This window comes from Dyadobacter ginsengisoli DSM 21015 (assembly GCF_059568735.1).
Genome location: NZ_JCANTY010000001.1, coordinates 1,269,853 through 1,293,526, shown reverse-complemented (window position 1 = coordinate 1,293,526; position 23,674 = coordinate 1,269,853). Strand labels below are relative to the sequence as shown.

Genomic DNA, 23,674 nt, shown 5'->3' with positions numbered 1-23,674 from the left:
TTTAACTGGTTATCAACCTCCGTTAAATGACCTTCTGCTTTCACACCCACTCCGTCAGCTCATCTTCCAGCGTGAGCAGCACTCCGCGCGAAGCTTTACCCGCATCCGCGAAGGCGGCGATCAGTTTACGCAGATGCCTGCGCGGCTCGTCGGCGCTGTTGCCTCCCACGAAAGACATGAAGATATATTCGCCGTCAGGTCGCTGGACTACCCGGTCTATATGGAGCATTTTCCCGCCGGGGATCAGTAGTTCCTTGTTAATTTGAATGCTATTTTCGTCCTGGTACAACACCTGCAACGATGGATCCTGCAAGAGGGAGACAGTGAGGCTTTCGATTTCACGGGTTTCCTTTCTGGTAAAGATTCCTTCCCCTACCAGCTTTTCCAAAGCCTGGGGCAGGTCCGAAATCGTTTTCAACCTCGTCAGCAAGTAACGCATCTTTTGCAAACGGTCGAGGCGCGGCTCGAAGGTTTGGACATCGAAAATACGGTCGGCCATCCGGCGCAGCCTTAGCGATTCGGTGCGGTCGTTACTCAATATATGCGTCAGCACGAACGGTTCTGTACCCGAGCTGATGTGCGCGTGGCGCAAGCCGCCCCGTCCTTCCGAGATAATGTATCGGGACAGGCTTTCGTCCCATGCCGGCGTAAAGCCTTCCTGATTCAAGTAATCACGCAGCCAATGGTTGATCTGCTGGCCCATTTCCCATTTGCGTTCCCGTTTTGCCAGTACATACAGGCGTTGCACCGGGCGCGTGAAGGCTACGTACAGCAGGTTCAGGTTTTCAATCAATGTACGCGTGCGCTCGTCGCGGTACTGCGCTGCAACCACGGTGTTTTCCAGATCCTTTACGACCGAAACCATGGAACTCCGCAGTTTGGAATTTGTATAGCCAGGGCGTTCAAGCAATTTGATCTCTTCATAATCTACATTGTCCAGGTCAACCCAAAGCCTGTCGAGCCGTGCGTTGGGCGTTACCTTCCATTGCGCATAGGGAATGATCACCACCGGGTATTCGAGTCCCTTGGATTTGTGGATAGTCGTGATCCGGATCGCGTCGGTACCATCGGGCACGGTGATGGAAAATTTGTATTTAGCTGATTCCCAGTAGGTCAGGAAATCGCCCAGGTGATTGGTTTTTCTGTTGCCAAATTCCAGAACCACATCGAGGAAACGGAACAGGTATTCGTTTTCAAACTGGCTTTTGAATAACCCGAATTGCTGCATCAAAAGCTCCGTGAGTTCAAAAACAGATACCTGCCGCATTTTGAAAGAGGTGATATTGATGTCCCACTTCCGGAAATATTCGAGGAAGCTGTCTAATCCGCGCTCTTCGCAAAGCACACGGATCGCCTCATATTCGTACGGCGCGGGATTTTGTCGGCGGATCACCTGATGGAAAAGGTAAGCGGCCTCGTAACGCGCCAGGCGATGATCGGAACTGTGCAGAACCTTCATGAAAGAGATAATGAAATGCACGGAACGCGAATAAGCCAGCGAAAGAGCGTCGTCTGAAATCAGCGGGAAACCCGATTCCTTCATCGCATTGGCCAATGCGGTCGCCTCCTTTTTTTTCCTGCATAATACCGCAATGTCGCGCCACTGGTATCCGGTGGCGCGCAGCTCTCCGACGAGTTCAAGGGCTCGTTTCGTGATATTGTCTGCCGAAGACTCCTCCCCGTCTTCCTCGGCCATCTCATTCATTTCCAGAAATTCGATTTCGACGTGCCCTCCTTCACTAACCCCCTCGGGTATTTCCTGGCTGAAGTGCTCGTCATACACGTCACGGATCAGAGGATACTCACCGCCCAGGGATTCTGCGATGAAACCAAAGAACTTGTTATTGAACTCGGTAACTTCGCGGTAGCTGCGGCGATTTACCTTTAAATGATTGATATGTAAATAATTATCCAGACTAAATAACCTTTCTTCATGGAAGGGACCGCTACCCAGTATGCTGCCCAGCTTCATCACCTGGTTTTGGGCCAAATGCAGGATCAGGTCCATATCGCCGCCCCGGAACCGGTAAATCGATTGCTTCGCATCACCCACGATCAGGTTAAAATAGCCACTCGACAGTGCATTCTCGATCAGAGGCAACAGGTTGGCAAACTGCAATTTCGATGTATCCTGGAATTCATCGACGAGAATATGGTTGTACTTGTCGCCCAGCCGCTCAAAAATAAAAGGGACCGGCTCACGTGCTACGATATCGACGATCTTCCGGTTAAAATCCGAGATATGTACCTGATTGTTATGTTTCAGCAATGCATCGAATTCTTTCCGGATCTCGCCCAATAGTGAGAGGTTGTAGATATGCCTGTCGAGCTGGTTGTAGAGCGTTATCTTCTCTGTTTCAGACGAGCGGATGTTTTCGATCTGGTGAAAATAATTTTCCAGGTCCGTACGGATGCGTTCAATCTCGTCTTTAATCGGCCCGGCTGTCTTGGCACCATACCAAACGCCTTCCCCGATTGTCTTGTAAACATAGGAATTGGGCTCGGCCCATAATTTTTTCGCTTCCGCCCTGTCACGGAAATAGCCATAAATGCCACGCCCGCTCTGATGAAAATCTTTCTCCGACAGGTAGGTCGACTGGATTAGCTCCAGTGCATTTTTCGCACCCCTGGTCATCATCTCTTCCCGCCCCCGCACGAAATCGCGCATCTGCTTGCGAACGGCTATCCAGTCCTCCATTTTGAGCTCCTCCACGCGTTTCATCTGCATGTAGCTTTGCTCGCTGAGCAACGTGCCGGCCGTATCGCGGATTTGCATCGGCAATGTGCCCCAGCTTTTCCCTTCTTCGGCATTCTCACGGTAATACTTTTCGACGATGTCGGTCAGTATTTCCTCGCCTTCCTGCCCGATCCTGGCTAATAACCGGTCCACGGCATCGTCCAGCAGATCACCGTCGAGCTGGGTTTCGAACACGAACGGAATGCCCAGCTCGTCCGTAAAACTGCTGATCAGCCGCTGCGTGAACTTGTCGATTGTCATCACCGAAAAGTCGGAGTAGCGGTGTAGGATCTGACCAAATACCATTTGCGCCCTGGCAGCGATCAGCTGGCAGGCTCCCGAAAACAGCGGAGCGTCATGTTCCGTATCCGGATACATCTCGGTCACAACGTCCCGCATCATCGGATGCGGATGAGAGTCCTGCTCCTGATAAGCCGAGAATGTCCTCAACATGAGCAGGATCCGGTCCTTCATTTCATTGGCAGCCGCATTCGTGAACGTGACGGCCAGGATATGCCTGAAATAAGTCTCCGAATTGGAATGCAGGGCCAGTTTGAGATATTCCTTGGTGAGGGTGTAGGTCTTTCCCGAGCCTGCCGATGAGCTGTAAACTTTAAACACTTTGCGTTGGAAATGGATATAGCGAAAGAAAACCGGAGGTCAAATTACATAAAAAAAGCAGGCGCTAACCTGCTTTCCTTGGGCATTCGATGTAAGTATTTGCTCAGAGATTGAAACGGAGACCTGCCGAGATATTGGGGCTGAAGTAAAACGGCTTTCTCAGCAATTCCACGTAAGTCCCTCCTTCCAGGAAAACGGAAATGCGGTTATCGGGAATGTAGTATTCAAAACCACCCAGTACCGAGCCGCCGAGTGTGACGGTTTTCTCATACTGTCCGGCCAGACGCTTGGGGTACGACCGGCGGTTGTTGATCTGGCCGCCTAATCCGTAATAGACATGTACGGCTTCCGAATTGAACAACGGCGTATGCCACAGATAATGCACCTGAAGCGACAAACCTGCATTCTTGTAAATCCCGTTGTCACCCCGGTATTTACGGTCGTTGGATAAAATCCCGCCGTAGGTACCGATCGTCACGTCGAGCGCGTGAATGTTGTTGAAATATTTACGGATGTTGACGCCGGTAGGTTCGCCCAGTTTAAAACCAACCGCCCAGTTGTCGTATTGGGCGTGTGCCATTCCAAAACAAAGTGCGCAGATAACAGTTAAGGCTAATTTCTTCATAGTTAATAAAATCGGGGAAATGTTCCTGGAACGCTGAAACAACAGCTATACAATAACGGATTTTGGCTGGTATTTCTTTAATGATTCGATCAAAAGTTCATTTTCTTCTTTTGTTCCCACCGTAATTCGCAGACAACCTTCGCACAGATGTACCCGTGAGCGGTCGCGCACGATGATCGTTTCATGGATCAGATAGTCCATTACACCCTTCGCATCTTCGAATTGAACAAGCAGAAAGTTGGCGTCCGTCGGGTGTATTTTGACCACGATCGGCAAATTTTCCAGCATACCTGTAAGTGCTTCCCTGTCCCGCAGGATATCAGCCACCATCCGGTCTTTCTTTTCTATTCCCTTCAATCCTTCCAGTAACGCTTGCTGCGCGGGCAGGCTGATATTGTACGGCGGTTTGATTTTATTCAGGACACGGATCAGGTCCGCCGAGGCGAAGCACATCCCTACCCGGATACCGGCAAGTCCCCATGCCTTTGAAAAAGTCTGCAATACGACCAGATTAGGGTATTTATCCAAATGCTGTACCCATGACGGTGCGTCTGTGAAGTCGATATAGGCTTCATCCACCACTACCAGACCATTGAAATGCTCCACGATGGTCTGAATAGCATCCTGCTGCATTACATTGCCGGTGGGATTATTGGGTGAGCAGATCCAGATGATCTTCGTCTCCGGCGTTACCGCGTTCAAGACCGCTTCGGTATCGATATGATAATCCGCCGTCAATGAGACCCGGTCGATTTTCACGTCGTGGATCGAAGCGCTCACCTCGTACATGCCGTAAGTAGGCGGAAGGGTAATCACCCGGTCGCGGCCCGGCGTGCAGGTAGCACGCACCAGCAGATCGATCGGTTCGTCGCTCCCGTTGCCCAGGAAAATCCTGTCGGGGCTGACATGCTTGATAGGACTCAGTTTTTGCTTGATCTCTGCCTGATAGGGATCGGGATAGCGGTTATAATGCTCATCTGTCACCGATCCGTAGGGATTTTCGTTGGCGTCCAGGAATGTTCCCACATGCCCGGTATACTCGTCTCTTGCGGATGAATACGGGGCCAGCGTGAGGATGTGCGGGCGAAGGATCTTGGTTAAATCGAAACTGTTATTCATACTATTAATGGATTACGGCGAGTGCCGTTAATGGTATTCTATCTCAATACGAAAAGCCTTTTATCAAAGTTCAAGGGCTCTATGTCGGTGATTTTGACGGAAACAACGTCGGGATGCATCGGGTTCACCAGATAATTCTGCTCCGCTTTGACCACCACCGAAGGTACCCGCAGCAACAGGCTGCTACCGCCTTTCAGCCAGCTGTCGCCCACGTCCTTGGTCAATTGCTGATCCTCGGACCAATCCGGTAGCAGATCAGGCACAGCTACACTGGCGACATCATCAGGAATTTCGAGGGAAACAATAACATAGTTGGGAGGTGTCACTGTCTTGTGCCAATGGACCAGGACTTCCAGCATGGCCAATGACCTGTGTGAGGAAGTATAAAGCATGGCGTTTCTCGGGGAGTTCCAACGTCCTCCATTATAGAAAGCACCTATCCCACTCAAATCATCCTGATATTCGGCCCGCGTTATCCTGAATAGCTCCATTAAGCAAAAATACCGTGTTCCATGCGCCCCAATTCGGTTTTGACCAGCTCTATACCCGCATGGGTCCGTAAAAAGCTGACAGGTTTCTCGCTTCCCAGCGCAGGTACTTCGTTATTCAGCCAATCGAGGAAATACTCTTTCCCCAAAACCCGGTTCCCCACTGAAAAAAGATCAGCCAGGGCGATCAGGTGATCGGAAACCACATTACTCAGCAGATCGATATCGTTGTAGCGTTGCAGGTTCCGGGAAGTCATCGGCAGCAATGCGATCACATCTTTGATATCCATGCCTATGGAATCGGCCAGATGCTGAATAGAAGCTTTGGGTACGCCATGCTCAGCCAGCTGAGCCAGATCGAAGTCATTCTTGATAGGCTGTTTCAGAATGCTGTAACCACCGAGACGTTCATTGACCATTCGTGCTGTCATTTTCTTGCAATTTATAGACCATTGAAATTTGTCCTTAAATTTAAGACAAATTTCCCAGTTTCCTAAATTTTCACAAAAGACTTTGCAATCGGATGCTCACAGCCTTTTTATGGGCTTCGAGCGATTCGGCTTCTGCCATGGCTTCAACTACCGGCCCTATACTCAGAATTCCTTCCCGGGTAATGTGCTGCACGGTGATTTTCTTGACAAAACTATCCACCGAAACACCGCTGTAAGCCCTGGCATAGCCATTGGTGGGCAGTGTGTGGTTGGTCCCCGATGCGTAATCCCCGCAGGATTCCGGCGTATAGTTCCCCAGGAATATCGAGCCGGCGTTCACGATCTTTTCCGTGACTTCCTCCGCATCGGCCACACTCAGAATCAGGTGTTCCGCCGCGTATTCATTGAGCATATCAATGGCCTCTTCCGCTGTTTCGAGCAGGACGGCCTTGCTGTTGCTCATGGCTTTCGCCGCGATATCCCGCCGCGGAAGTTCTTCGAGTTGGCTCGTCAAAGTCAGGTTAACCGAGCAAAGCAGCTTTTTGCTGGTAGAAACGAGCAGCACCTGGCTATCGGCACCATGCTCCGCCTGTGACAGCAAATCGGCAGCAACAAAAGATGGAATCGCCGTATCATCGGCATAAATCGCCACTTCCGAAGGCCCGGCAGGCATATCAATGGCTATCCCCTCTTTGCTCACCAGCACCTTGGCAGTTGTAACGTATTGATTTCCAGGTCCAAATATTTTATATACTTTTGGAACGCTCTCGGTTCCGTAAGCCATGGCCGCGATTGCCTGCGCTCCGCCGATGCGGAATGCCTTGGTTACCCCTACGAGCTTGGCTGCATAAAGGATAGCCGGGTGATCGGACGGCGTACAAAGTACAATCTCCTTACAGCCAGCAATCCGAGCGGGAATCCCAAGCATCAGTACCGTGCTGAACAAAGGAGCCGAACCGCCCGGGATATAGATTCCTACCTTCTCAATTCCTACGCTCTTGCGCCAGCATGTCACCCCGGGCATTGTCTCCACCTTCTCGATGGGCTGCAATTGCCTCAGGTGAAACTTGTATATATTCTCATAAGCCTGACCAATCGCCCCTTTCAGCGATTCATCCAGCAACTCGCCCGCATTAGCGATATCTGCCTCCGCGAATGCGAGCTCGGTCAGCGCTGTTTGATCAAATTTCAGGGCTAATGCCTTGATACCCGCATCACCTTCCTTTTTTACCTGTTCCAGGATGGGCACCACCCTGCTCTCTATATCCTGTGCTTCCAGAACCGGGCGTGCCAGCAACGCAGGCCATTGCGCCCTGTCGGGAAATGGAATAATATTCATAATCTTCAAATCATCGCATCCGGTATTGCCGGACCATTAAACAATCATTTTTTCGATTGGGATAACCAGAATCCCCTCCGCTCCTGCCTGGCGTATCTTCTCGATATTCTCCCAGAACTCGTTCTCGTTAATCACCGAATGCAATGAACACCAGCCCTCTGTCGCAAGAGGAAGGATCGTTGGTGAACGCATCCCCGGCAGAAATTTAGTAATATTTTCCACCGCGCTAGTAGGGCAGTTCAACAGTATATACTTGTTGTTCTTGGCAACCTGAACGGATTTAATGCGGAACAAAAGCTGTTCCAGCAAATCTCTCTGAATCTCTGAAAGGTTCTTACCGGCAATCATCACAGCCTCCGAACGGAAAATGGTTTCCACTTCTTTCAGTCCGTTGCTCAATAAAGTGCTTCCTGAGCTAACGATATCGCAAACGGCGTCTGCAAGGCCAATACTCGGTGCGATCTCCACCGATCCGCTGATCTCGTGGATCTGTGCATTGACATTATGTGATTTCAAATACTGACCCAGTAAGCGCGGGTATGTAGTGGCAATGCTCTTGCCCTCCAGGTCCTGCACCCCATTGTACTCATGCTCGCGCAAAACGCCGATTGATAGCCTGCACTTGGAAAAGCCCAGTTTATGAACGGTATCCACATCTTTATAGGATTCTTCCGAAACATTCTCTCCTACGATGCCCAGATGCGCCACGCCGTCTTCTACATAACCGGGAATATCATCGTCTCGCAAAAAAAGGATTTCAGCAGGGAAATTCGTCGCGTCCGTTTTCAGTTTACCGGCACCATTGTCGAAGCGGATCCCGCATTCCTTGATGAGTTTTAAAGAATCTTCACTAAGCCTGCCTGATTTCTGGATGGCAATTCTTAAAATATTATCATTCATATCATTACTGGCTGGCTGGCAGCCATTTAACTGGTTTACTGGTTTTCCTGGGTGAGTAAAGTTATGATATCTTCGGTTTTCAGCTTCTGCTGTTCACCGCTTTTCATGTTTTTCAAAGTCAACAAACCTGACTGGATTTCATCGGACCCGACCAGGATCACGAACGGTATGCTCTTACGGTCAGCATAGTCCAGCTGCTTTTTCAGCTTCACCGAATCGGGATAGATCTCCGAGTTGATACCCGCATTCCGCAGTTTGGGTAAAATGGAAAGCCCGTACGCAAAAGCATCTTCATCAAAATTGGAGATCATCACTTTGGTACTGGTTTTCCGGGCTTCCGGAAACAGGTTCAGCTCTTCCATGACATCGTAAATGCGGTCGACCCCTAACGAAATCCCCACACCTGAAATGCCCGGCACGCCGAAAGTACCCGTCAGGTTATCGTATCTTCCACCACCTGAAATACTGCCGATCTGGACATTATTGGCTTTTACTTCGAAAATGGCGCCGGTATAGTACGAAAGCCCCCTTGCCAGCGTCACATCGAATTCGATCTTCGCATTCTCGAGACCCAGAATCTTCACCATTGCCCACACCTCTTCCAGCTCCTGGATTCCTTTCAATGCGATTTCAGATTCTGCCAGCCAGCTTCTCAGCTCGGTGAACGGCTCATCCTTTGCGGAAAGACTGAAAACAGGTTCCAGTTTTTCAATGCTAGCCGCCGCAAAGCCACGTTCAAGCAGTTCTTCGACGACCTTGTCTTTCCCGATCTTATCCAGTTTGTCAATGGCCACACAAAGTGGTCCTTCCAACCCGTGCGCACCAATCATGTCCGCGATGCCGGTCAGGATTTTCCGGTTATTGATTTTAACCGTAAAATCTGTGATACCTAATGCAGGCAGGATGTCGTGCAGCAATGTGACGATCTCCGCCTCGCAAAGCAGCGAATCGGTACCTACTACATCGGCATCGCACTGATAAAATTCGCGATAGCGGCCTTTCTGAGGGCGATCTGCACGCCATACAGGCTGAATCTGGTACCGCTTGAACGGCATCGCCAATGTACCGCGGTTCATGACCACGTAGCGCGCAAAAGGAACCGTCAGGTCATATCGAAGCCCTTTTTCGGAGATTTTAGTCGTGAGCGGCTTATAACCTTCTTTCCAGTCATCCTCTGTCAGCTTTCCACTGAAATCGCCGGAATTCAGCAATTTGAAAAGAAGCTGGTCTCCCTCCTCCCCGTATTTACCCATCAGTACAGACAGGTTTTCGAAGGCAGGTGTTTCTAATGGAAGAAAGCCGTATCGTTGGAAAGAGCGCCGGATGGTGTCAAAAATGAAAGTACGCTTTGCCATTTGCTCCGGACCAAAGTCACGGGTCCCACGGGCAAGAGATGGTTTACTCATTATTTAATGCTGTCAATTAAGCCTTGGTCCGATCCGTTTCAATCATGTCCTCCCGCGTATGTTCGCCGGGAAAGCATGATATTCCGGTGTCAGAATTGAAAAAATCAGGCCCTAAATGGCCTATGAAACCGTAAAGTTAGGGCAGGTTATGCAATATTTATGACTATTGTCTGCATTATTTACACGAAAATGCTTAATTTTGCGGCTCTTTCACAAAACAAACTTTTACAATGGGAGTTACGGAATTAAAACGTAAAGGTCGCAGAAACAAAGCAGTAGCCAACAACCGCACTGCTAAGATCAAAAACCTTCTACGCAAACCAGAAGTGCGCAATGTTGACGTTGAGGCTATCAAGGCTCAATTCGAAGCAAATAAAAAATAATTCGGCCTCTTCGAAATGTTATTCAACTAGTCCTGTCAATCTGTTTTGGTAGGGCTTTTTGCTTTTTTACCGGGTTTGCTTTTCGAAGAAGCTTTCAGATTGACTTTCCGCAGCAGCTGGCGCATGCTCCGGCGTGTTTCGCGACGGACATCCAGTAAAATGCGGAAACGAAGGGCTTCACCAAACATGATCAGGCCTCCGTTGATCAGCGCAAGACTGTACAGGCCCAGCACGACCCAGACCTGTGTAGGCTCCCCGATCCGGCGCTGATGCGCCGCTTCGCTGAGTACGGTAAGGCCAAAACTGAATAACAACAAGCCGACGGGCGCGAGTATCATCCATTTCGTGCGCGTCGACATTCTTTTTATCAGTCGCTTACCGGGGGGTTTCGGGTCAATCGAGGGGATCATTAATCAATCTGTTCGGTGTTGTGATCCTAAAATTATTAATTTTTAGTCAATTGGTTTAATGAAATCCATCATTAGTTTAGTTCTGCGCTACATCCCACGCCCGTATCTTCAACTTGTCGGACATTGGGCAGCGCGACTGCTGAGCATCTTTTACATCGGTAACCAGGTTAAGTGCCCTGTTTGCAACAGCAAATACCGCAAATTCCTACCCTATGGCCGCAATACGTCCAGCCGTGAGAACGCACTGTGCCCAAGCTGCCTGTCACTGGAACGCCACCGGCTGATGGCGCTGTACATGAAGCGCAAAACCAACTTCTACACCGCCAACCTGAAAGTCTTGCATGTTGCGCCCGAATACTGCTTCATCGACCGTTTCGAGCAGATGAAAAACCTGGAATACATTACCGCCGACATTGAATCACCCTTAGCGAAGGTCAAAATGGACATTCATCAGATCCCTTTTCCTGAGGCCTCTTTCGATGTGGCCATCTGCAACCACGTGATGGAACACGTAGACGATTACATTCTGGCTATGAGCGAATTGCACCGCGTGCTGAAACCCGGAGGCTGGGCGCTGATCCAGTCGCCGCAGGATATGAAGTACGAGGTAACTTACGAAGATCCTACCATTACCGATCCCAAAGAGCGCGAAAAGCATTTCCTTCAAAACGATCATTTGCGGCTGTTTGGCAGAAACTATGGCCGCGAGCTGGAAAAAGGCGGTTTCAAGGTCACAGAAGACCGTTTTGTGATGGATGAATTAAGTAAGGCGGAAGTTTTGCGATATTCGTTGCCCGGCGAGGAGATCGTCTATTTCTGTCAGAAATAACCAGCAATAGCCAATAGTAATAATATATAAATGAAATGAGGCAGCTTCCCGGGAGGCTGCCTCATTTCATTTAAGCTGGAATATAATTAGGACGGATACTCTATGGCCGCCCCGGTCTCGCGGTGCGATTTGTTTTCCCAAAGCCGTTTCCAGCCCTCCTGTAAAAAGCCGGTTCCATAGCCAAAAAGCTGAACAAATGCAGCTCCGACGCTCAAAAATGCCACTTCGGCACTTTTGGTCTTTTTCAATGCGTCGGTAAACAGAAGTGCCACATAAACAGCCAGGCCAATGAGTCCGAGGTAAAAGAACGGTTTGAAAACAAAGAACCACAATGGAATGCTGCAAACCCCGACGGTAAACAGTGCCGGAAAGGTGTGCACCAGTTTTAGCTCGGCGGGGTAATAACGCGCAATATTGATCCGCGCCCTGCCAAAAAATTTGAGCTGTCTGAAAAAGGCCCCGAACTGCGTCCGGCGTTTGTGGTAAATGAATGCTTCCGGGAACAATGCAGAACGAAAGCCTAACCGCATGGCCGCAATACTGAAAAGAATATCCTCCCCCATCCGGCTCGTCAGGAAGCCGCCGGTCTTTTCCCACACCTTCCTGGAAAGCCCCATGTTGAAACTCCGCGGATGGAAAGTCCCGCCCATATTGTTCTTTTTGCCACGAATTCCTCCAGTGGTAAACACCGAGGTCATCGAGTAACTAATCGCCTTTTGAATGGGAGAAAATGAAGGATGATCCGTATCCGGCCCACCGTACAGATCAACATAGTCGGTGTTCAGGCGACTTTCGACAATCGAAAGATAATCCGGTTCGATTAATGCGTCAGAATCCAGCAGAATGAAGTAATCGCCCGCAGCGCGTTCAAAACCGTGATTCCGGGCAAAACCCTGGCCGCCGTTTTCCTTATAATGATAATGGATATCGAGCTTTCCCGTGAAAGATTTTACCACATCATCAGCCTTGATTCTGGAACCATCTTCCACAATGACCACCTCGAAGTGCCTGTAAGTTTGCCGAACCAGACAATCCAGTAACTCCTGCAACTCGTCAGGACGATTGTAAACGGGAATGATGATGGAGTAGCGCCGGGGTTCCAATTTTGAATGAGTGAAAAAGTGAATGAGTTGATGAGTGAATAAACCGCTGTGGGACAGGGAATGAGTGAGTGAATCGGTGAACGCCCTAATGTCACCCGGGAGCGAAGTCGAAGGGGATTTGCGAAACGTTGGCTTCTATCCAGGAAACTACTCCGCATACCTTCGACTGCACTCAGGTGACGATTCGACAAAAACCGATGAATGCTTACTCAGTCATTCGGTCATTCAATCATCCGAAATTTATTAATTCAGTATCTCAACAAGCGCCTCTTCGTTCGCAGCAATGATTCGATCCAAATGTGCGTCCGTGAGCGCTGTCGACAGGAACATCGCCTCGAACTGACTTGGGCCCATATAAATACCACGATTGAGCATAGCGTGAAAGTATTTTCCGAACAAAGGCAGGTCCGAAGATTTAGCAGACGGGAAATCGGTTACCGCATTGGGCGTGAAGAACAGCGTATACATCGAACCGATCTGATTCAGCGTGTATTGCAATCCCAGTCTTTCCATTGAACTTCTGAAACCCGTCGCCAGTTTGCTTCCTGCACGTTCCAGTTGCGTATAAACTTCCGGATGCTCGTTCAGATAAGTGAGCATGGCCATTCCTGCCGCCATTGCGATAGGGTTACCGGACAGCGTGCCGGCCTGATAAACCGGTCCCGCCGGCGAAACCCAGTTCATGATCTCCGCCCTGCCTCCGTATGCACCAACCGGCATTCCTCCGCCTATTATTTTTCCTAACGTTGTTAAATCCGGTGTAATCCCAAACCTTTCCTGTGCACCACCCTTCGAAAGGCGGAATCCGGTCATGACTTCATCCAAAATCAATACAATACCCTCTTGGTCGCATATACTGCGCAAACCTGTCAGAAAGCCGTCTTTCGGTAGTACACAGCCCATATTACCCACCACCGGTTCGAGGATCAGCGCGGCAATCTGCCCCTTGTTCGCGTCCACGAGTTGCTGAACGGCTTCCAGGTCGTTGAAAGGGGCGGTCAACGTGTCATTGGCGACGCCTTTCGTTACACCGGGGCTGTCCGGGGTACCGAATGTAATAGCCCCGCTGCCCGCCGCAATGAGGAAACTGTCCCCATGCCCATGATAACATCCTTCAAACTTGATGATCTTATCCCGGCCCGTAAAGCCACGGGCCACGCGTATGGCCGACATCGTTGCTTCCGTACCGGAATTCACCATACGTACTTTTTCAATCGACGGTACCATCGAAACGATCAGTTCCGCAATCTCAACCTCCCTGCGCGTAGGCGCCCCGAAGGAAAATGAATGCTGGATGGCGTCCGAAACTGCCTGATGGATCAGTTCATGCCCATGCCCCAGGATCATCGGCCCCCAGGAATTGATCAGTTCGATATATTCATTGCCGTCCTCATCGTAGATATAAGGCCCTTTGGCAGATTTAATAAACAGTGGAGACCCTCCCACAGCACGGAATGCCCGCACGGGAGAGTTTACTCCACCCGGGATATAACGCTGTGCTTTCTCGAAAAGGCTTTGACTCGTTGAAGTATTCATTATTTTTTGGTACAATTGGTAATTACCTGTCTACCGGGGTCCATTTGGATCCGGCATATTTCAGGACAGGGCTAATCTGGTTTTCATTGGTTTTGGTATAATCGAATCCTGAAAGCAGGTATTCTTCACTTCCGTATTTTCGCGATTGCAGCCCGTCTGGCAGCTTATCCTTGTATTTCGACAGCATACGCCCGAAGAAAAGCAACTGATCATATCCCTGATAAGAATAAACCGAGGGGAATGTACTGATCTTGTTGTAATAGCTTTTCTGGAATTGTCTGATCGTTTCCTTTTCCCTGTCCACATAGTCCGCGTCGATGAGCGACAACCTGGCTCCATAACGCGATAACCGGGACTGCTGGCTATTGAAGCTCGTTGAGGTAGCCAACACCGGCAGGCTGTTCAGCTTACGGCCATTCAGCACCTCGATCAGGTGGCTACCCGATTCGCCGTCCGAAGAAAATAATGCGACATGCGCGGGTTTATTGATCTCAAAAGACGGGATACTGCTTTCCATCCATTCCCGGTCGGGCTGGATCTTGGCCATGATCGCCACCTTCCCACCTTTTGCTTTCCATTCATTGGCATAAGAGAAAGCCATTGCCGAATCTTTCGAGGTATTGCCGTAGTAAACCACCGCCGACAAGCCCGGTGAAAGCGTACGCATCCATTCCGCGGCCCGCTGTGTCTGATAGGTAATCGAGGGGTGCCCCAGGTAAATATTCTTTGCAGATTTCAGCAAAGACGCGTCCGTAGAAAGAGGATTCAGCATAATGGCGCTGCTATTGCTGACAAAACCAGCTGCTACATCAAAAGTCCCGGTATAGAGCGGGCCAATCACCATATCGGAAAGCTGAAAATTCTTGTTATCGGCGATGGCTTGCATTGCCCTGGCGTCATTGCCGACATCATACGCCCAGAGGTTAACCTGAATGCCTTCTACCTGCAATTGCTCCTTCGCCAGGACCAGGCCCATGTAGTAATCGTATGCAAACTGGTTGGAACGGCGTTTGGAAGCACTAAACTCATCGAGCCGAAACGGCAGCAAAACAGCTACGTCCAGATAACCTTTCGTCCATTGCGTATCCGACCTGGGAGTGCTCCGCTTGGGCGCGTCATCGGCCACCTTCTCCTTTTTATTGAATTTGAATTGCTTGTCGAGCTGATTCGCGAGCTGCACATCCGCTGGTACGGATGAAGGCGATGATTCAATGGCCTGGTACAGCAGCAACGCAATGTCGCGGTCGGAGGCATATTCCTTTTGAAAGTCCTTCAATTTTGCAAGATCTTTCAACCCTCCCAGGTAATGCTGCTTTAATGCCTGGGCATCTTTGCTCAGGGACGAATCCTTGATCTTCGCAAGGTTGCCAAGTCCTTCGCTGATCTGCCCGTTGGCCATGTTTACCGCCCCAAGCAGGTAATAAACATCTCCCATTTTTGTCCAGCCAGGATATCTGCTTTGCAACTGCGTGAGCATTTGCCGGCTTTCCCGGTAGCGTTTTAATTGATAGGCGGATAATGCATAATAATAATGTGCATAGGTGGAATAAGATGTTTTCACATTGACGCTCGTCATAGGATAAAACTTCTCCATCGCCACCGCATATTTACCTTGTTTAAAATCTGTCAGGGCCGACCGATACCTGCTTTCCGCCTGGGCATTGCCTTGCCCGTAGGATGCTTGGTATAAGCTGACCTGTACTGTCAAAATCAAAAAAAAGATAACTCTCATCAGGATTTCGGGGTCAAGATTGGGGATCTGTCTTTAAAAAAACAGCCTAAAATGGAAAAAAACGGGCAATATCCCAACCGGAACATTGCCCTTTATATTACGATTCAAAAGACCTTTTATTTCTTCTTGGAGCGTTTCTCTAATTCAGCCTGCTTCTTTTTAGCTTCTTCCGCCGCCTGTAAAGATTTTTCCAGATACTTCTGGAATTTGGTTTGCTTCTTCTCTCCGGTCGCATTCTTCTTGCGGTTCTCTTCGAGGATATTGCGGATCTTGTCCTCATTCACGAAACGCTTGATGAGAAGCTGCTGGGCAATCGTTACGATGTTTGAAACAAAGTAATAAAACGTCAGACCAGCTGGGAACGAATTCAGCACAAACATAAACATTAGGGGCATTACATAACCCAGGGCCTTCATATTGACCGGTCCTGGTTGTGTAGGCGTGTTCTGATTGTTGTAATAAGCGTACCCTATACTTGAAATTGTCATCAGGATCGTGAAAAGACTGATATGATTTCCGATTCCCAAAGGCACAGTAAATGGCAGCTTGATGAATGAGTCATAGGTCGAAAGGTCGCTCGCCCAGAGGAACGACTGTTGCCTGAGCTCGATCAGGTTCGGGAACAGGAAAAACAGCGAGAACAGGATCGGCATCGTCGCCAGCACGGGTATACATCCGCTCAGGGGGCTCACACCTACCTGCTGGTAAAGTTTCATCTGATCCTGTTGTTGTTTCGCCATATCATCCGGATTCTGCTGACGGATCTGTTCCAGTTCCGGGGCAAGCAGCTTCATTTTCGCCATGCTGATGTACGACTTATAAGTCAGCGGTGTCAGTAAGGTTTTCACAAACAATACCAGGAGGATGATCAGCAGACCGTAGTTGCTCACAAATTTCTCGATCAGGTTGAAAAGGGGAACCAGAACGAATTTGTTGATCGGTTTCAGGAATGCATATCCGAGGTATACGTTCTGATCGAAATTCTCTGCTTTAACTTTATCAACAATGTGGTACTCGTTAGGACCGAGATAGAATTGATAATTAGCCTCTCCTTTCTGAATGGCCGCCATCGGAATGCCTGCTGCCACGTTCATGTTTTTCACAATCACGGAATCGTTCGGGTTGACGTTGGCACGCAATGCGACGTTTGTCAACGGTTGCTGCTTGGCGATCAAACCGGCAAGGAAGTACTTATGCTTGATGGTAAACCATTTTACGGGGTCAGCCGTTTTCTCCTCTTCATTGGATGTGGGACTCGTAGGAAGGCTCTTCAACTCATCTGTGTAGTAGTTGACGGTAACCACTTCCCGGTTTTTGTTCATGTCGTTTTCGAGCTGCAGCAGGTCATTGTCCCAGTCAAACTGCACCAACTTGTCAGCCAGTCCCACTCCATTGGACTTGATACCGTAGTCGATCAGGTAACCGGAGCCGTGAACCACGTAGGTCTGCTCAACAACCTGGTTATTTTTCAGCGTAGCCCGATAGGTGATCACCGCCGAGTCTTTTTCCGAAAGGGTCCGATCCTGTGCATCGGTAGTGAACGGTTGGTCAGTAATCCGGACATAACCGGTTTGAGTAGGAAAATCTATCTTGAAGTCATTGTGCTTTTCTGCGATCAGGTACAATGGTTTCTGATCATAGGTTTTGTAATTTTTCAACAAAACCTCCTTCATTACCCCACCCTTGCTGGTAAAAACAACACGGGTATCTTTTGTCTCAATTACCAGATCCTTGGGGGGAACGACAGATGCGGAATCAACGGATTGCGAGGAATTATGGGTTGAGTCCGAAGTGACAGACGGGGTTTTTGATACCTCTTTCTTCACCTCCGCTACCGGTGTCGGTTCCACTGGCTTGGGAACCAGAATCTGGTAGCCTATCAGCATCAGCATGATCAAGACCAGGCCGATTACAAAATTTTTATCCATTATTTACTTTAATTGTTGAAATAGTATACCGCTTACAAGGCGGCAAAGGTAACAAGATTTTTCGCTTAGTAGGCCTTAAATTGTGATCAGTGGGAAACCGGATTTAATGCACCTATCGCTCTTTTTTCCAACGAATAGGTCAGCGCAGCGCTTACAAAATTCACGAAAATCGGGTGCGGGTTCATCACGGTACTTTTCAGCTCCGGGTGGAACTGAACGCCCACGTAGAATGGATGCCCTGGCAGCTCTACCATTTCGACCAGATTGTTTTCGGGATTGATACCGGCTGCAACCAGTCCTTTTTCCTCAAATTCTTTCAGGTATTTGTTATTAAACTCGTACCGATGGCGGTGACGTTCGCTGATATTGGTCTTGCCGTAGATCTTGTGAGCCAGTGTGTCTTTCTTAATGCGGCATGGATAAGCACCCAAACGCATGGTACCCCCTTTGTTGGAAACATCTTTCTGATCCTTCATCAGGTGAATCACGGGATGATCGGTAGCAGTATCCATTTCAACCGAATGCGCGTTCTCCCAGCCGATCACGTTACGTGCATATTCGATCACAGCCATTTGCATTCCAAGACAGATCCCGAAGAAAGGAATGTTGTTTTCACGTACATATTGAATAGCGGCGATCTTGCCTTCAATTCCGCGCTCTCCAAAACCGGGTGCAACCAGTACGCCATCGAGGTCTTCCAGTTTTTCGACAGTATTTTCAGCGGTCAGGCTTTCCGAGTGGATCCATTCGATATTCACCTTGCATTCGTTGGCTGCACCTGCATGGATGAAGGATTCCACGATGGACTTATAAGCATCGTGCAATTCCACATACTTACCCACAAGGCCGATGCGAACGGAATCAACAGGATTTTTCAATCTCGAAAGGAAAGTCTTCCACGAATCCAGGTCCACATCCTTGTCGTTGTAAATGTCCAGCATATACAGTGCGCGCTGATCGAGTCTTTCTTTCAGCATCAGCAAAGGCACGGCATAGATCGTATCGGCGTCCATTGCCTCAATGACCGAGTTTACCTGGACATTGCAGAACAATGCGATCTTTTTACGGATATCGTACGGCAACGGATGCTCACTGCGGCACACGAGGATGTCGGGCTGAATACCCGATTCCTGCAACATTCTGACCGAGTGCTGGGTTGGCTTGGTTTTTAGTTCTCCCGCCGAATTCAGGTATGGGATCAAGGTCAGATGAATAACCAGCGTATCCTGGTGATCCATTTCGAACTTCACCTGACGTACGGCTTCCAGGAACGGCAGGGATTCGATATCGCCGACGCAGCCACCGATCTCAGTGATTACGATATCATAGTCGCCGGTTTGTCCCAGCAACAACATGTTTCGTTTCAGCTCATCGGTGATATGCGGGACCACCTGAACGGTTTTCCCAAGAAAATCGCCACGGCGCTCGGCAGTGATAACGTTGTGGTAAATACGCCCGGTAGTGACATTGTTGGCCTGGGAAGTGCGAACGTTAAGAAAACGCTCGTAATGCCCCAGATCGAGGTCCGTTTCGGCCCCGTCATCCGTCACGTAGCATTCGCCATGCTCGTATGGATTCATGGTACCCGGGTCAATATTCAAATAAGGATCAAATTTTTGAATGGTGACGGAAAGCCCTCTGGCTTGCAGTAATTTAGCTAGTGATGAGGCAATAATTCCCTTGCCAAGTGAAGATGTAACACCGCCCGTAACGAAAATGTACTTAGCGGTCTTTCGTGCTTTGGAAGCCATAAGACTTTGCTGTTTTTCTATGATTACGGGATACAAAGATACAGGATTATTAGAAGAATATAAGCGGAGGCCATTTAAATATTTGGCTGGAAAACAGTAAGCGCTTGGAAGTCTGAACTGTTAACAAATATAATTTTTTCTGGCCTCACTTGCTCCAATCGCTGCTTTCCTCCAAAATGAATGGCCGTGCTACCTTCATAAAATCGCAAAAATTCCGTTGCAAAAAAATCGGTTTCAAAAATTCATTCACACCCGGCTTTTCCATGCTATCCTTTCTTTTCGTCAATTGGATGGTTACGTATATAAAATAACGGCCGTAAGAGCGCGGACAAAATATAAATTTATAATTTACGCCACTTCCAAACCTTTATATCCTTTCAAAATGACAAGAAAAAAATTCCTGCTCATCCCGGCGTGGGTTTTTGCCGGCTTGTGCGCGCTGGTCGCCCCCACAACCTATGCCCAGAAACCGCTCAACATTATTGTCTTCGGCGCCCATCCCGACGACTGCGACCTGGGCGCAGGAGGCATCGCGTCGATTTACTCCTCTCTGGGACACAAAGTCAAGTTTGTTTCGCTTACCAACGGAGACAAAGGGCACCAGGATATCGGCGGCGGAGAATTGGCTAACCGCCGGCTGAAAGAAGCACAGGAAGCTGCACGCCGCTGGGGAATCCAGTACGATGTCCTCGACAACCACGACGGCGAACTATTTCCGACCATTGAAAACAGGCTCGCGGTGATTCGTAAGATCCGCGAATGGAATGCCGACATGGTGATAGCCCCACGCACGAACGACTACCACCCCGACCACCGTAACACCGGTGTGATTGTTCAGGATGCAGCGTACCTGGTGATCGTGCCCAATATCCTGAGCAGCGTACCGCCATTGACCAAAAACCCGGTATTCCTCTATTTTCGCGACCGGTTCCAGCGGCCTAACCCCTTTCGTCCCGATATAGCGATCGATATCACCGATCATCTTGCTAAAAAAGTGGACGGACTGGACGCACACGTTTCCCAATTTTATGAGTGGCTCCCGTGGACGGATGGAAATCTTGCTAACGTTCCCAAAGACGTGATCGAACGCAAAAAATGGCTGTTGGCTGCTATGGAAAGACGTTCCTCGGTGAACCCGGAAATCAAGGTTTCCCTGGAAAAATGGTATGGTGCCGACAAGGCGGCGCAAGTAAAATTTGTAGAAGTTTTCGAGATTTGCGAGTATGGAAAACAGCCCTCGGCCGACGAGATCAAGCGACTGTTTCCGATGCTCCCGAAGTAATTTTGAATGACTGAATGATGGAATGACGGAATGTATTCAACCGATCGTTCACTCATTCAGTCATTATAATTTTTCCGGGATATGCTTAATGCAATTTGTAACCGATATTGACACAATAGTTTACATTTACTATGATAACCGGTCTTTGAAACTTTCATAGCCAAAGGAACGGATCAACCGGAATTTTTGGTCAGCTTGCCACATGCCAATGGAAGGTAAGTTAACGCCGTTAAATGTTGTGGTCTTCACCATCGTGTAGTGGATCATATCCTCGAATATAATTTTGTCGCCAATTTCCAGCTGTTTGTTAAAAGAGTAATCTCCCATGTAGTCACCTGCCAGACAGGTCATTCCTCCCATCCGGTAAGTCGGTTTTCCGGCTACCGGCTCATGATACGCATTGCGAATGACCGGCTTGTAAGGCATCTCCAGCGTATCGGGCATATGTGCCGCAAAAGAGGTATCGAGAATGGCCACGTCTATCCCCTGGCTATCGAGTACATCAAGTACTGTTGTATACAGTATTCCGGTACGCCAGGCAATGGCTGAACCCGGTTCCAGTATCACATCCAGATTGTACTTTGTTTTGATAGTACTAACTAATTTTATTAGCTTACTAATATCATATCCTTCCCTCGTCATCAGGTGTCCGCCACCCATGTTCAGCCATTTGGCCTGATGCAGCAAATCACCAAACCTGGCTTCGAGTGCTTCGAGTGTTCGCTCCAAAGTGTCTGAGCCATTTTCACAGAGCGTATGAAAATGAATCCCGTCTATACCTGCGGGAAGCTCGTTGGGCAGCTTATCACGTGTAACACCCAGGCGCGAGCCGGGTACGCACGGATTATACATGTCTGTGGCCACCTCCGAGTATTGCGGGTTCACACGTATCCCACAAGATAAAGTCCGGCCCGGATTCTCAGCTTTGTAAGCTTCTACCCTGCTCTGAAATCTTTCCCACTGGCTGAGCGAATTGAATGTGATGTGGCTGCTGCGCTCCATGATCTCCTCAAATTCACTGTCCAGATACGCAGGCATATAGGTATGCGACGGATATCCCATAAAATCGTTGATCAATTTTACTTCGTTCAGGGAGCTTGCCGTAGCGCCTGTCAGATATTCCTTTACGATCGGAAAAGCACTGTACATGGAAAAACCTTTCAGCGCCAGGATAATCCGGCATCCCGCCGCCTTCTGGACAGAGTCGATGAGTTCCAGGTTCTTACGCAGCAATTCTTCTTCCAGGACAAAACAAGGTGATGGAATTTGGTTGAAATCGATGGACATTAGTTATAAATGACGGTTGATAGGCTCTTCTTAAAAGCAATGATTGTATAATTTTGTACACAAAAGTATAAGTTTGAGTTTCCAAACCATCACCATTTTTCAACCGAACCCGCCAGTTCCCTTATGTCCTTCCTTGTATTAGATATTGAAATGACCGGACCGGAGCCGGGTTGGAACGAGATTATCCAGATCGGTGCGGAGTTTTTTGACGACAACTGGCGATCACTCGGGACCTACCTTCAGAACGTCTATCCCGAAAACGAAGAGGCTTTTTCCGTCAAGTCCGAGGAAGTGCACGGACTGTCGCTGGCCGATCTGGAAGACGCGCCGATGATCTACGACGTGATCCCCGAATTCGAAAAATGGATCAAAAAGCTCAATGTCGGCAAACCGGGCCTTGCCAATGTGATCATTTGCGGCCAGAGCGTGATCAACGACATCAACTTCCTTCGTTTTGCGTACCGCAACGAGAAAATGAAATGGGGATTCTCCAACAAAATGCTTGACCTGCACACTGTATCGTACCTTTTCTTCCAGATCCTCGAAAAGAACGGCAAGCAGGTTCCCCGTTCATTGAGCCTCGGCTCCGTAGCCAGTTATTTCGGTTTCGAGCGGGAGGAAGAAACACACAATGCACTGGAAGACGCCCGCCTTACCGCCAAATGTTTTAAAGAATTTTTCAAGCTCATCGACCAGGTTAAGCTCATATGATCGATTATAATCCCAAGGAATGGCTACGTTATATATTCTACTTTCAGAAGGCAGACACGGTACGCAAACTGGCGCCGATGATTGTGATCATGGCTGTGTATTCGAGTGTAATTGCATACCTTATTATCATTCACTTCAAAATCACCGAGAACAATGACCTGAAAAACATCTCGCTGATGCACTCATTGCTAGGCTTTGTGATATCGATGCTCCTCGTGTTCCGTACCAACACCGCCTACGACCGCTGGTGGGAAGGACGCAAGCAATGGGGTTCACTCATGAACATTAGCCGAAACCTGTCATTGAAAATCGCCGGACTGATCGACCCCGAACATACTGCCGAGCGGGAGTTTTTCATGAACATGATCCCGAACTATGCGTTTTCACTTAAGAATCATTTACGCAACCGCTATGTTTCGGAGGAATTCACCGATACTGTGCTTTACCAGAAGTCGTTGCTGAAAACCACCGATCATGTTCCTAACCAAATTGCCGCTGCGCTGTTTGCCAAAGTGATCGAACTACAAAGAAGAGGAGTCCTTCTGCCCGAGCATACCATCCTGCTCAACCATGAACTCGAGGCCTTTACGAATATCTGCGGGGCTTGTGAAAGGATCAAAAACACCCCTATTCCACTGTCGTACAGCTCATTTATAAAGAAATTCATTTTTACATATTGCCTTACTTTACCCATCGGGTACGTTTTCAGCTTGCATTTCCTTGTTGTCCCGTTCGTCATGTTTGTCTTCTACATTCTTGCAAGCCTTGAAGTTATCGCGGAGGAAATCGAAGATCCTTTTGGTGAAGACAGCAATGATTTGCCTATCGAGCGCATTTGTAAGGGCATTCATACTTCTGCCCAGGCTTTGCTGAAATAGACTGGGAAAAGGGTAAAAATTAGAAACTGGTTAGAAACTCATTAAAATCGAAATTATTTTAAGCATTTTCGACCGCCCGTCATTTGCGGCCATTTTGAAGATTTAGCTTCACTTATCGTGAAATTACGCTGAATCAGCAGCCTGATTTTTTAAATAAGGTACTTTTTCTACCCAAATC

The 23,674-nt window shown here is 48.7% G+C and carries 20 protein-coding genes; 5 read left to right on the top strand and 15 right to left on the bottom strand.

Annotated elements, in window-relative coordinates; all coding sequences use genetic code 11:
- Positions 1-40: 40 nt before the first annotated feature.
- The 8 genes from BP71_RS04760 to hisS form a co-directional block, all read right to left on the bottom strand.
- On the bottom strand, positions 41-3,358 hold the full coding sequence (locus BP71_RS04760) for a UvrD-helicase domain-containing protein (RefSeq protein ID WP_496377144.1): 3,318 nt from the start codon (positions 3,356-3,358) through the stop codon (positions 41-43).
- A gap of 103 nt (positions 3,359-3,461) precedes the next feature.
- Positions 3,462-3,983, bottom strand: a complete 522-nt coding sequence (locus BP71_RS04755) for a hypothetical protein (RefSeq protein WP_496377142.1) — start codon at positions 3,981-3,983, stop codon at positions 3,462-3,464.
- Between the two features lie 45 nt (positions 3,984-4,028).
- Positions 4,029-5,102, bottom strand: a complete 1,074-nt coding sequence (gene hisC / locus BP71_RS04750) for a histidinol-phosphate transaminase (RefSeq protein ID WP_496377140.1) — start codon at positions 5,100-5,102, stop codon at positions 4,029-4,031.
- Positions 5,103-5,140: 38 nt separating this feature from the next.
- Positions 5,141-5,593 carry an RES family NAD+ phosphorylase gene (locus BP71_RS04745; protein ID WP_496377138.1) on the bottom strand — a complete coding sequence of 151 codons (453 nt, stop codon included), beginning with the start codon at positions 5,591-5,593 and terminating at the stop codon, positions 5,141-5,143.
- On the bottom strand, positions 5,593-6,021 hold the full coding sequence (locus BP71_RS04740) for an Xre family toxin-antitoxin system antitoxin (RefSeq protein ID WP_496377136.1): 429 nt from the start codon (positions 6,019-6,021) through the stop codon (positions 5,593-5,595). The genes BP71_RS04745 and BP71_RS04740 overlap by 1 nt, the downstream gene beginning before the upstream one ends.
- A gap of 70 nt (positions 6,022-6,091) precedes the next feature.
- A complete protein-coding gene (gene hisD, locus BP71_RS04735; RefSeq protein ID WP_496377134.1) occupies positions 6,092-7,360 on the bottom strand; it encodes a histidinol dehydrogenase in 1,269 nt (422 codons plus the stop codon).
- Positions 7,361-7,396: 36 nt separating this feature from the next.
- Positions 7,397-8,260 carry an ATP phosphoribosyltransferase gene (gene hisG / locus BP71_RS04730; RefSeq protein ID WP_496377132.1) on the bottom strand — a complete coding sequence of 288 codons (864 nt, stop codon included), beginning with the start codon at positions 8,258-8,260 and terminating at the stop codon, positions 7,397-7,399.
- Positions 8,261-8,295: 35 nt separating this feature from the next.
- Entirely contained in the window at positions 8,296-9,666 is a 1,371-nt protein-coding gene (hisS, locus tag BP71_RS04725) for a histidine--tRNA ligase (protein WP_496377130.1), read from the bottom strand.
- 230 nt (positions 9,667-9,896) lie between these two features.
- On the opposite strand from hisS, the gene BP71_RS04720 reads away from it, so the two are divergent.
- Positions 9,897-10,049: a hypothetical protein gene (locus tag BP71_RS04720; RefSeq protein WP_015810647.1), complete on the top strand. Its 153-nt coding sequence runs from the start codon at positions 9,897-9,899 to the stop codon at positions 10,047-10,049.
- A 35-nt stretch (positions 10,050-10,084) separates the two neighbouring features.
- Here the strand turns inward: BP71_RS04720 and BP71_RS04715 are convergent, their stop codons facing one another.
- A complete protein-coding gene (locus BP71_RS04715) occupies positions 10,085-10,459 on the bottom strand; it encodes a hypothetical protein (protein WP_496377127.1) in 375 nt (124 codons plus the stop codon).
- A gap of 58 nt (positions 10,460-10,517) precedes the next feature.
- On the opposite strand from BP71_RS04715, the gene BP71_RS04710 reads away from it, so the two are divergent.
- Complete coding sequence (locus BP71_RS04710) at positions 10,518-11,288, top strand: class I SAM-dependent methyltransferase (RefSeq protein WP_496377125.1); 771 nt, start codon at positions 10,518-10,520, stop codon at positions 11,286-11,288.
- Between the two features lie 86 nt (positions 11,289-11,374).
- Here the strand turns inward: BP71_RS04710 and BP71_RS04705 are convergent, their stop codons facing one another.
- The 5 genes from BP71_RS04705 to pyrG all read right to left on the bottom strand — a co-directional run bounded on the left by BP71_RS04705 (position 11,375) and on the right by pyrG (position 19,338).
- Positions 11,375-12,391: a glycosyltransferase family 2 protein gene (locus tag BP71_RS04705; RefSeq protein ID WP_496377123.1), complete on the bottom strand. Its 1,017-nt coding sequence runs from the start codon at positions 12,389-12,391 to the stop codon at positions 11,375-11,377.
- A 243-nt stretch (positions 12,392-12,634) separates the two neighbouring features.
- Positions 12,635-13,927: a glutamate-1-semialdehyde 2,1-aminomutase gene (gene hemL / locus BP71_RS04700; protein ID WP_496377121.1), complete on the bottom strand. Its 1,293-nt coding sequence runs from the start codon at positions 13,925-13,927 to the stop codon at positions 12,635-12,637.
- Positions 13,928-13,949: 22 nt separating this feature from the next.
- The gene (locus tag BP71_RS04695; protein ID WP_496377119.1) at positions 13,950-15,659 is read right to left on the bottom strand and encodes an ABC transporter substrate-binding protein; all 1,710 of its coding nucleotides are present in this window, start codon (positions 15,657-15,659) and stop codon (positions 13,950-13,952) included.
- 116 nt (positions 15,660-15,775) lie between these two features.
- Entirely contained in the window at positions 15,776-17,587 is a 1,812-nt protein-coding gene (gene yidC / locus BP71_RS04690; RefSeq protein ID WP_496377117.1) for a membrane protein insertase YidC, read from the bottom strand.
- Between the two features lie 86 nt (positions 17,588-17,673).
- Positions 17,674-19,338, bottom strand: a complete 1,665-nt coding sequence (gene pyrG, locus BP71_RS04685) for a CTP synthase (protein ID WP_496377115.1) — start codon at positions 19,336-19,338, stop codon at positions 17,674-17,676.
- A gap of 382 nt (positions 19,339-19,720) precedes the next feature.
- Here pyrG and BP71_RS04680 point away from each other — a divergent pair, with 382 nt between their 5' ends.
- Positions 19,721-20,620 (top strand): PIG-L deacetylase family protein, encoded by a 900-nt coding sequence (locus BP71_RS04680; protein WP_496377113.1) that lies wholly within the window; start codon positions 19,721-19,723, stop codon positions 20,618-20,620.
- Between the two features lie 129 nt (positions 20,621-20,749).
- Here the strand turns inward: BP71_RS04680 and nspC are convergent, their stop codons facing one another.
- On the bottom strand, positions 20,750-21,907 hold the full coding sequence (nspC, locus tag BP71_RS04675; protein WP_496377111.1) for a carboxynorspermidine decarboxylase: 1,158 nt from the start codon (positions 21,905-21,907) through the stop codon (positions 20,750-20,752).
- Between the two features lie 123 nt (positions 21,908-22,030).
- Here nspC and BP71_RS04670 point away from each other — a divergent pair, with 123 nt between their 5' ends.
- Both BP71_RS04670 and BP71_RS04665 read left to right on the top strand, forming a co-directional pair.
- The gene (locus tag BP71_RS04670; RefSeq protein ID WP_496377109.1) at positions 22,031-22,618 is read left to right on the top strand and encodes a 3'-5' exonuclease; all 588 of its coding nucleotides are present in this window, start codon (positions 22,031-22,033) and stop codon (positions 22,616-22,618) included.
- The gene (locus BP71_RS04665; protein ID WP_496377107.1) at positions 22,615-23,496 is read left to right on the top strand and encodes a bestrophin family protein; all 882 of its coding nucleotides are present in this window, start codon (positions 22,615-22,617) and stop codon (positions 23,494-23,496) included. Before BP71_RS04670 ends, BP71_RS04665 begins: the two co-directional genes overlap by 4 nt.
- The last annotated feature ends 178 nt before the right edge of the window (positions 23,497-23,674 follow it).

What these genes read in the sequence shown, in the direction of transcription:
- hisD (WP_496377134.1), bottom strand. Translation starts at nt 7,360, where the DNA reads ATGAATATTATTCCATTTCCCGACAGGGCGCAATGGCCTGCGTTGCTG.
- nspC (WP_496377111.1), bottom strand. Translation starts at nt 21,907, where the DNA reads ATGTCCATCGATTTCAACCAAATTCCATCACCTTGTTTTGTCCTGGAA.
- pyrG (WP_496377115.1), bottom strand. Translation starts at nt 19,338, where the DNA reads ATGGCTTCCAAAGCACGAAAGACCGCTAAGTACATTTTCGTTACGGGC.
- BP71_RS04755 (WP_496377142.1), bottom strand. Translation starts at nt 3,983, where the DNA reads ATGAAGAAATTAGCCTTAACTGTTATCTGCGCACTTTGTTTTGGAATG.
- BP71_RS04680 (WP_496377113.1), top strand. Translation starts at nt 19,721, where the DNA reads ATGACAAGAAAAAAATTCCTGCTCATCCCGGCGTGGGTTTTTGCCGGC.
- hisG (WP_496377132.1), bottom strand. Translation starts at nt 8,260, where the DNA reads ATGAATGATAATATTTTAAGAATTGCCATCCAGAAATCAGGCAGGCTT.
- hisC (WP_496377140.1), bottom strand. Translation starts at nt 5,102, where the DNA reads ATGAATAACAGTTTCGATTTAACCAAGATCCTTCGCCCGCACATCCTC.
- yidC (WP_496377117.1), bottom strand. Translation starts at nt 17,587, where the DNA reads ATGGATAAAAATTTTGTAATCGGCCTGGTCTTGATCATGCTGATGCTG.
- BP71_RS04720 (WP_015810647.1), top strand. Translation starts at nt 9,897, where the DNA reads ATGGGAGTTACGGAATTAAAACGTAAAGGTCGCAGAAACAAAGCAGTA.
- BP71_RS04740 (WP_496377136.1), bottom strand. Translation starts at nt 6,021, where the DNA reads ATGACAGCACGAATGGTCAATGAACGTCTCGGTGGTTACAGCATTCTG.
- BP71_RS04670 (WP_496377109.1), top strand. Translation starts at nt 22,031, where the DNA reads ATGTCCTTCCTTGTATTAGATATTGAAATGACCGGACCGGAGCCGGGT.
- BP71_RS04695 (WP_496377119.1), bottom strand. Translation starts at nt 15,659, where the DNA reads ATGAGAGTTATCTTTTTTTTGATTTTGACAGTACAGGTCAGCTTATAC.
- hemL (WP_496377121.1), bottom strand. Translation starts at nt 13,927, where the DNA reads ATGAATACTTCAACGAGTCAAAGCCTTTTCGAGAAAGCACAGCGTTAT.
- BP71_RS04745 (WP_496377138.1), bottom strand. Translation starts at nt 5,593, where the DNA reads ATGGAGCTATTCAGGATAACGCGGGCCGAATATCAGGATGATTTGAGT.
- BP71_RS04715 (WP_496377127.1), bottom strand. Translation starts at nt 10,459, where the DNA reads ATGATCCCCTCGATTGACCCGAAACCCCCCGGTAAGCGACTGATAAAA.
- hisS (WP_496377130.1), bottom strand. Translation starts at nt 9,666, where the DNA reads ATGAGTAAACCATCTCTTGCCCGTGGGACCCGTGACTTTGGTCCGGAG.
- BP71_RS04710 (WP_496377125.1), top strand. Translation starts at nt 10,518, where the DNA reads ATGAAATCCATCATTAGTTTAGTTCTGCGCTACATCCCACGCCCGTAT.
- BP71_RS04665 (WP_496377107.1), top strand. Translation starts at nt 22,615, where the DNA reads ATGATCGATTATAATCCCAAGGAATGGCTACGTTATATATTCTACTTT.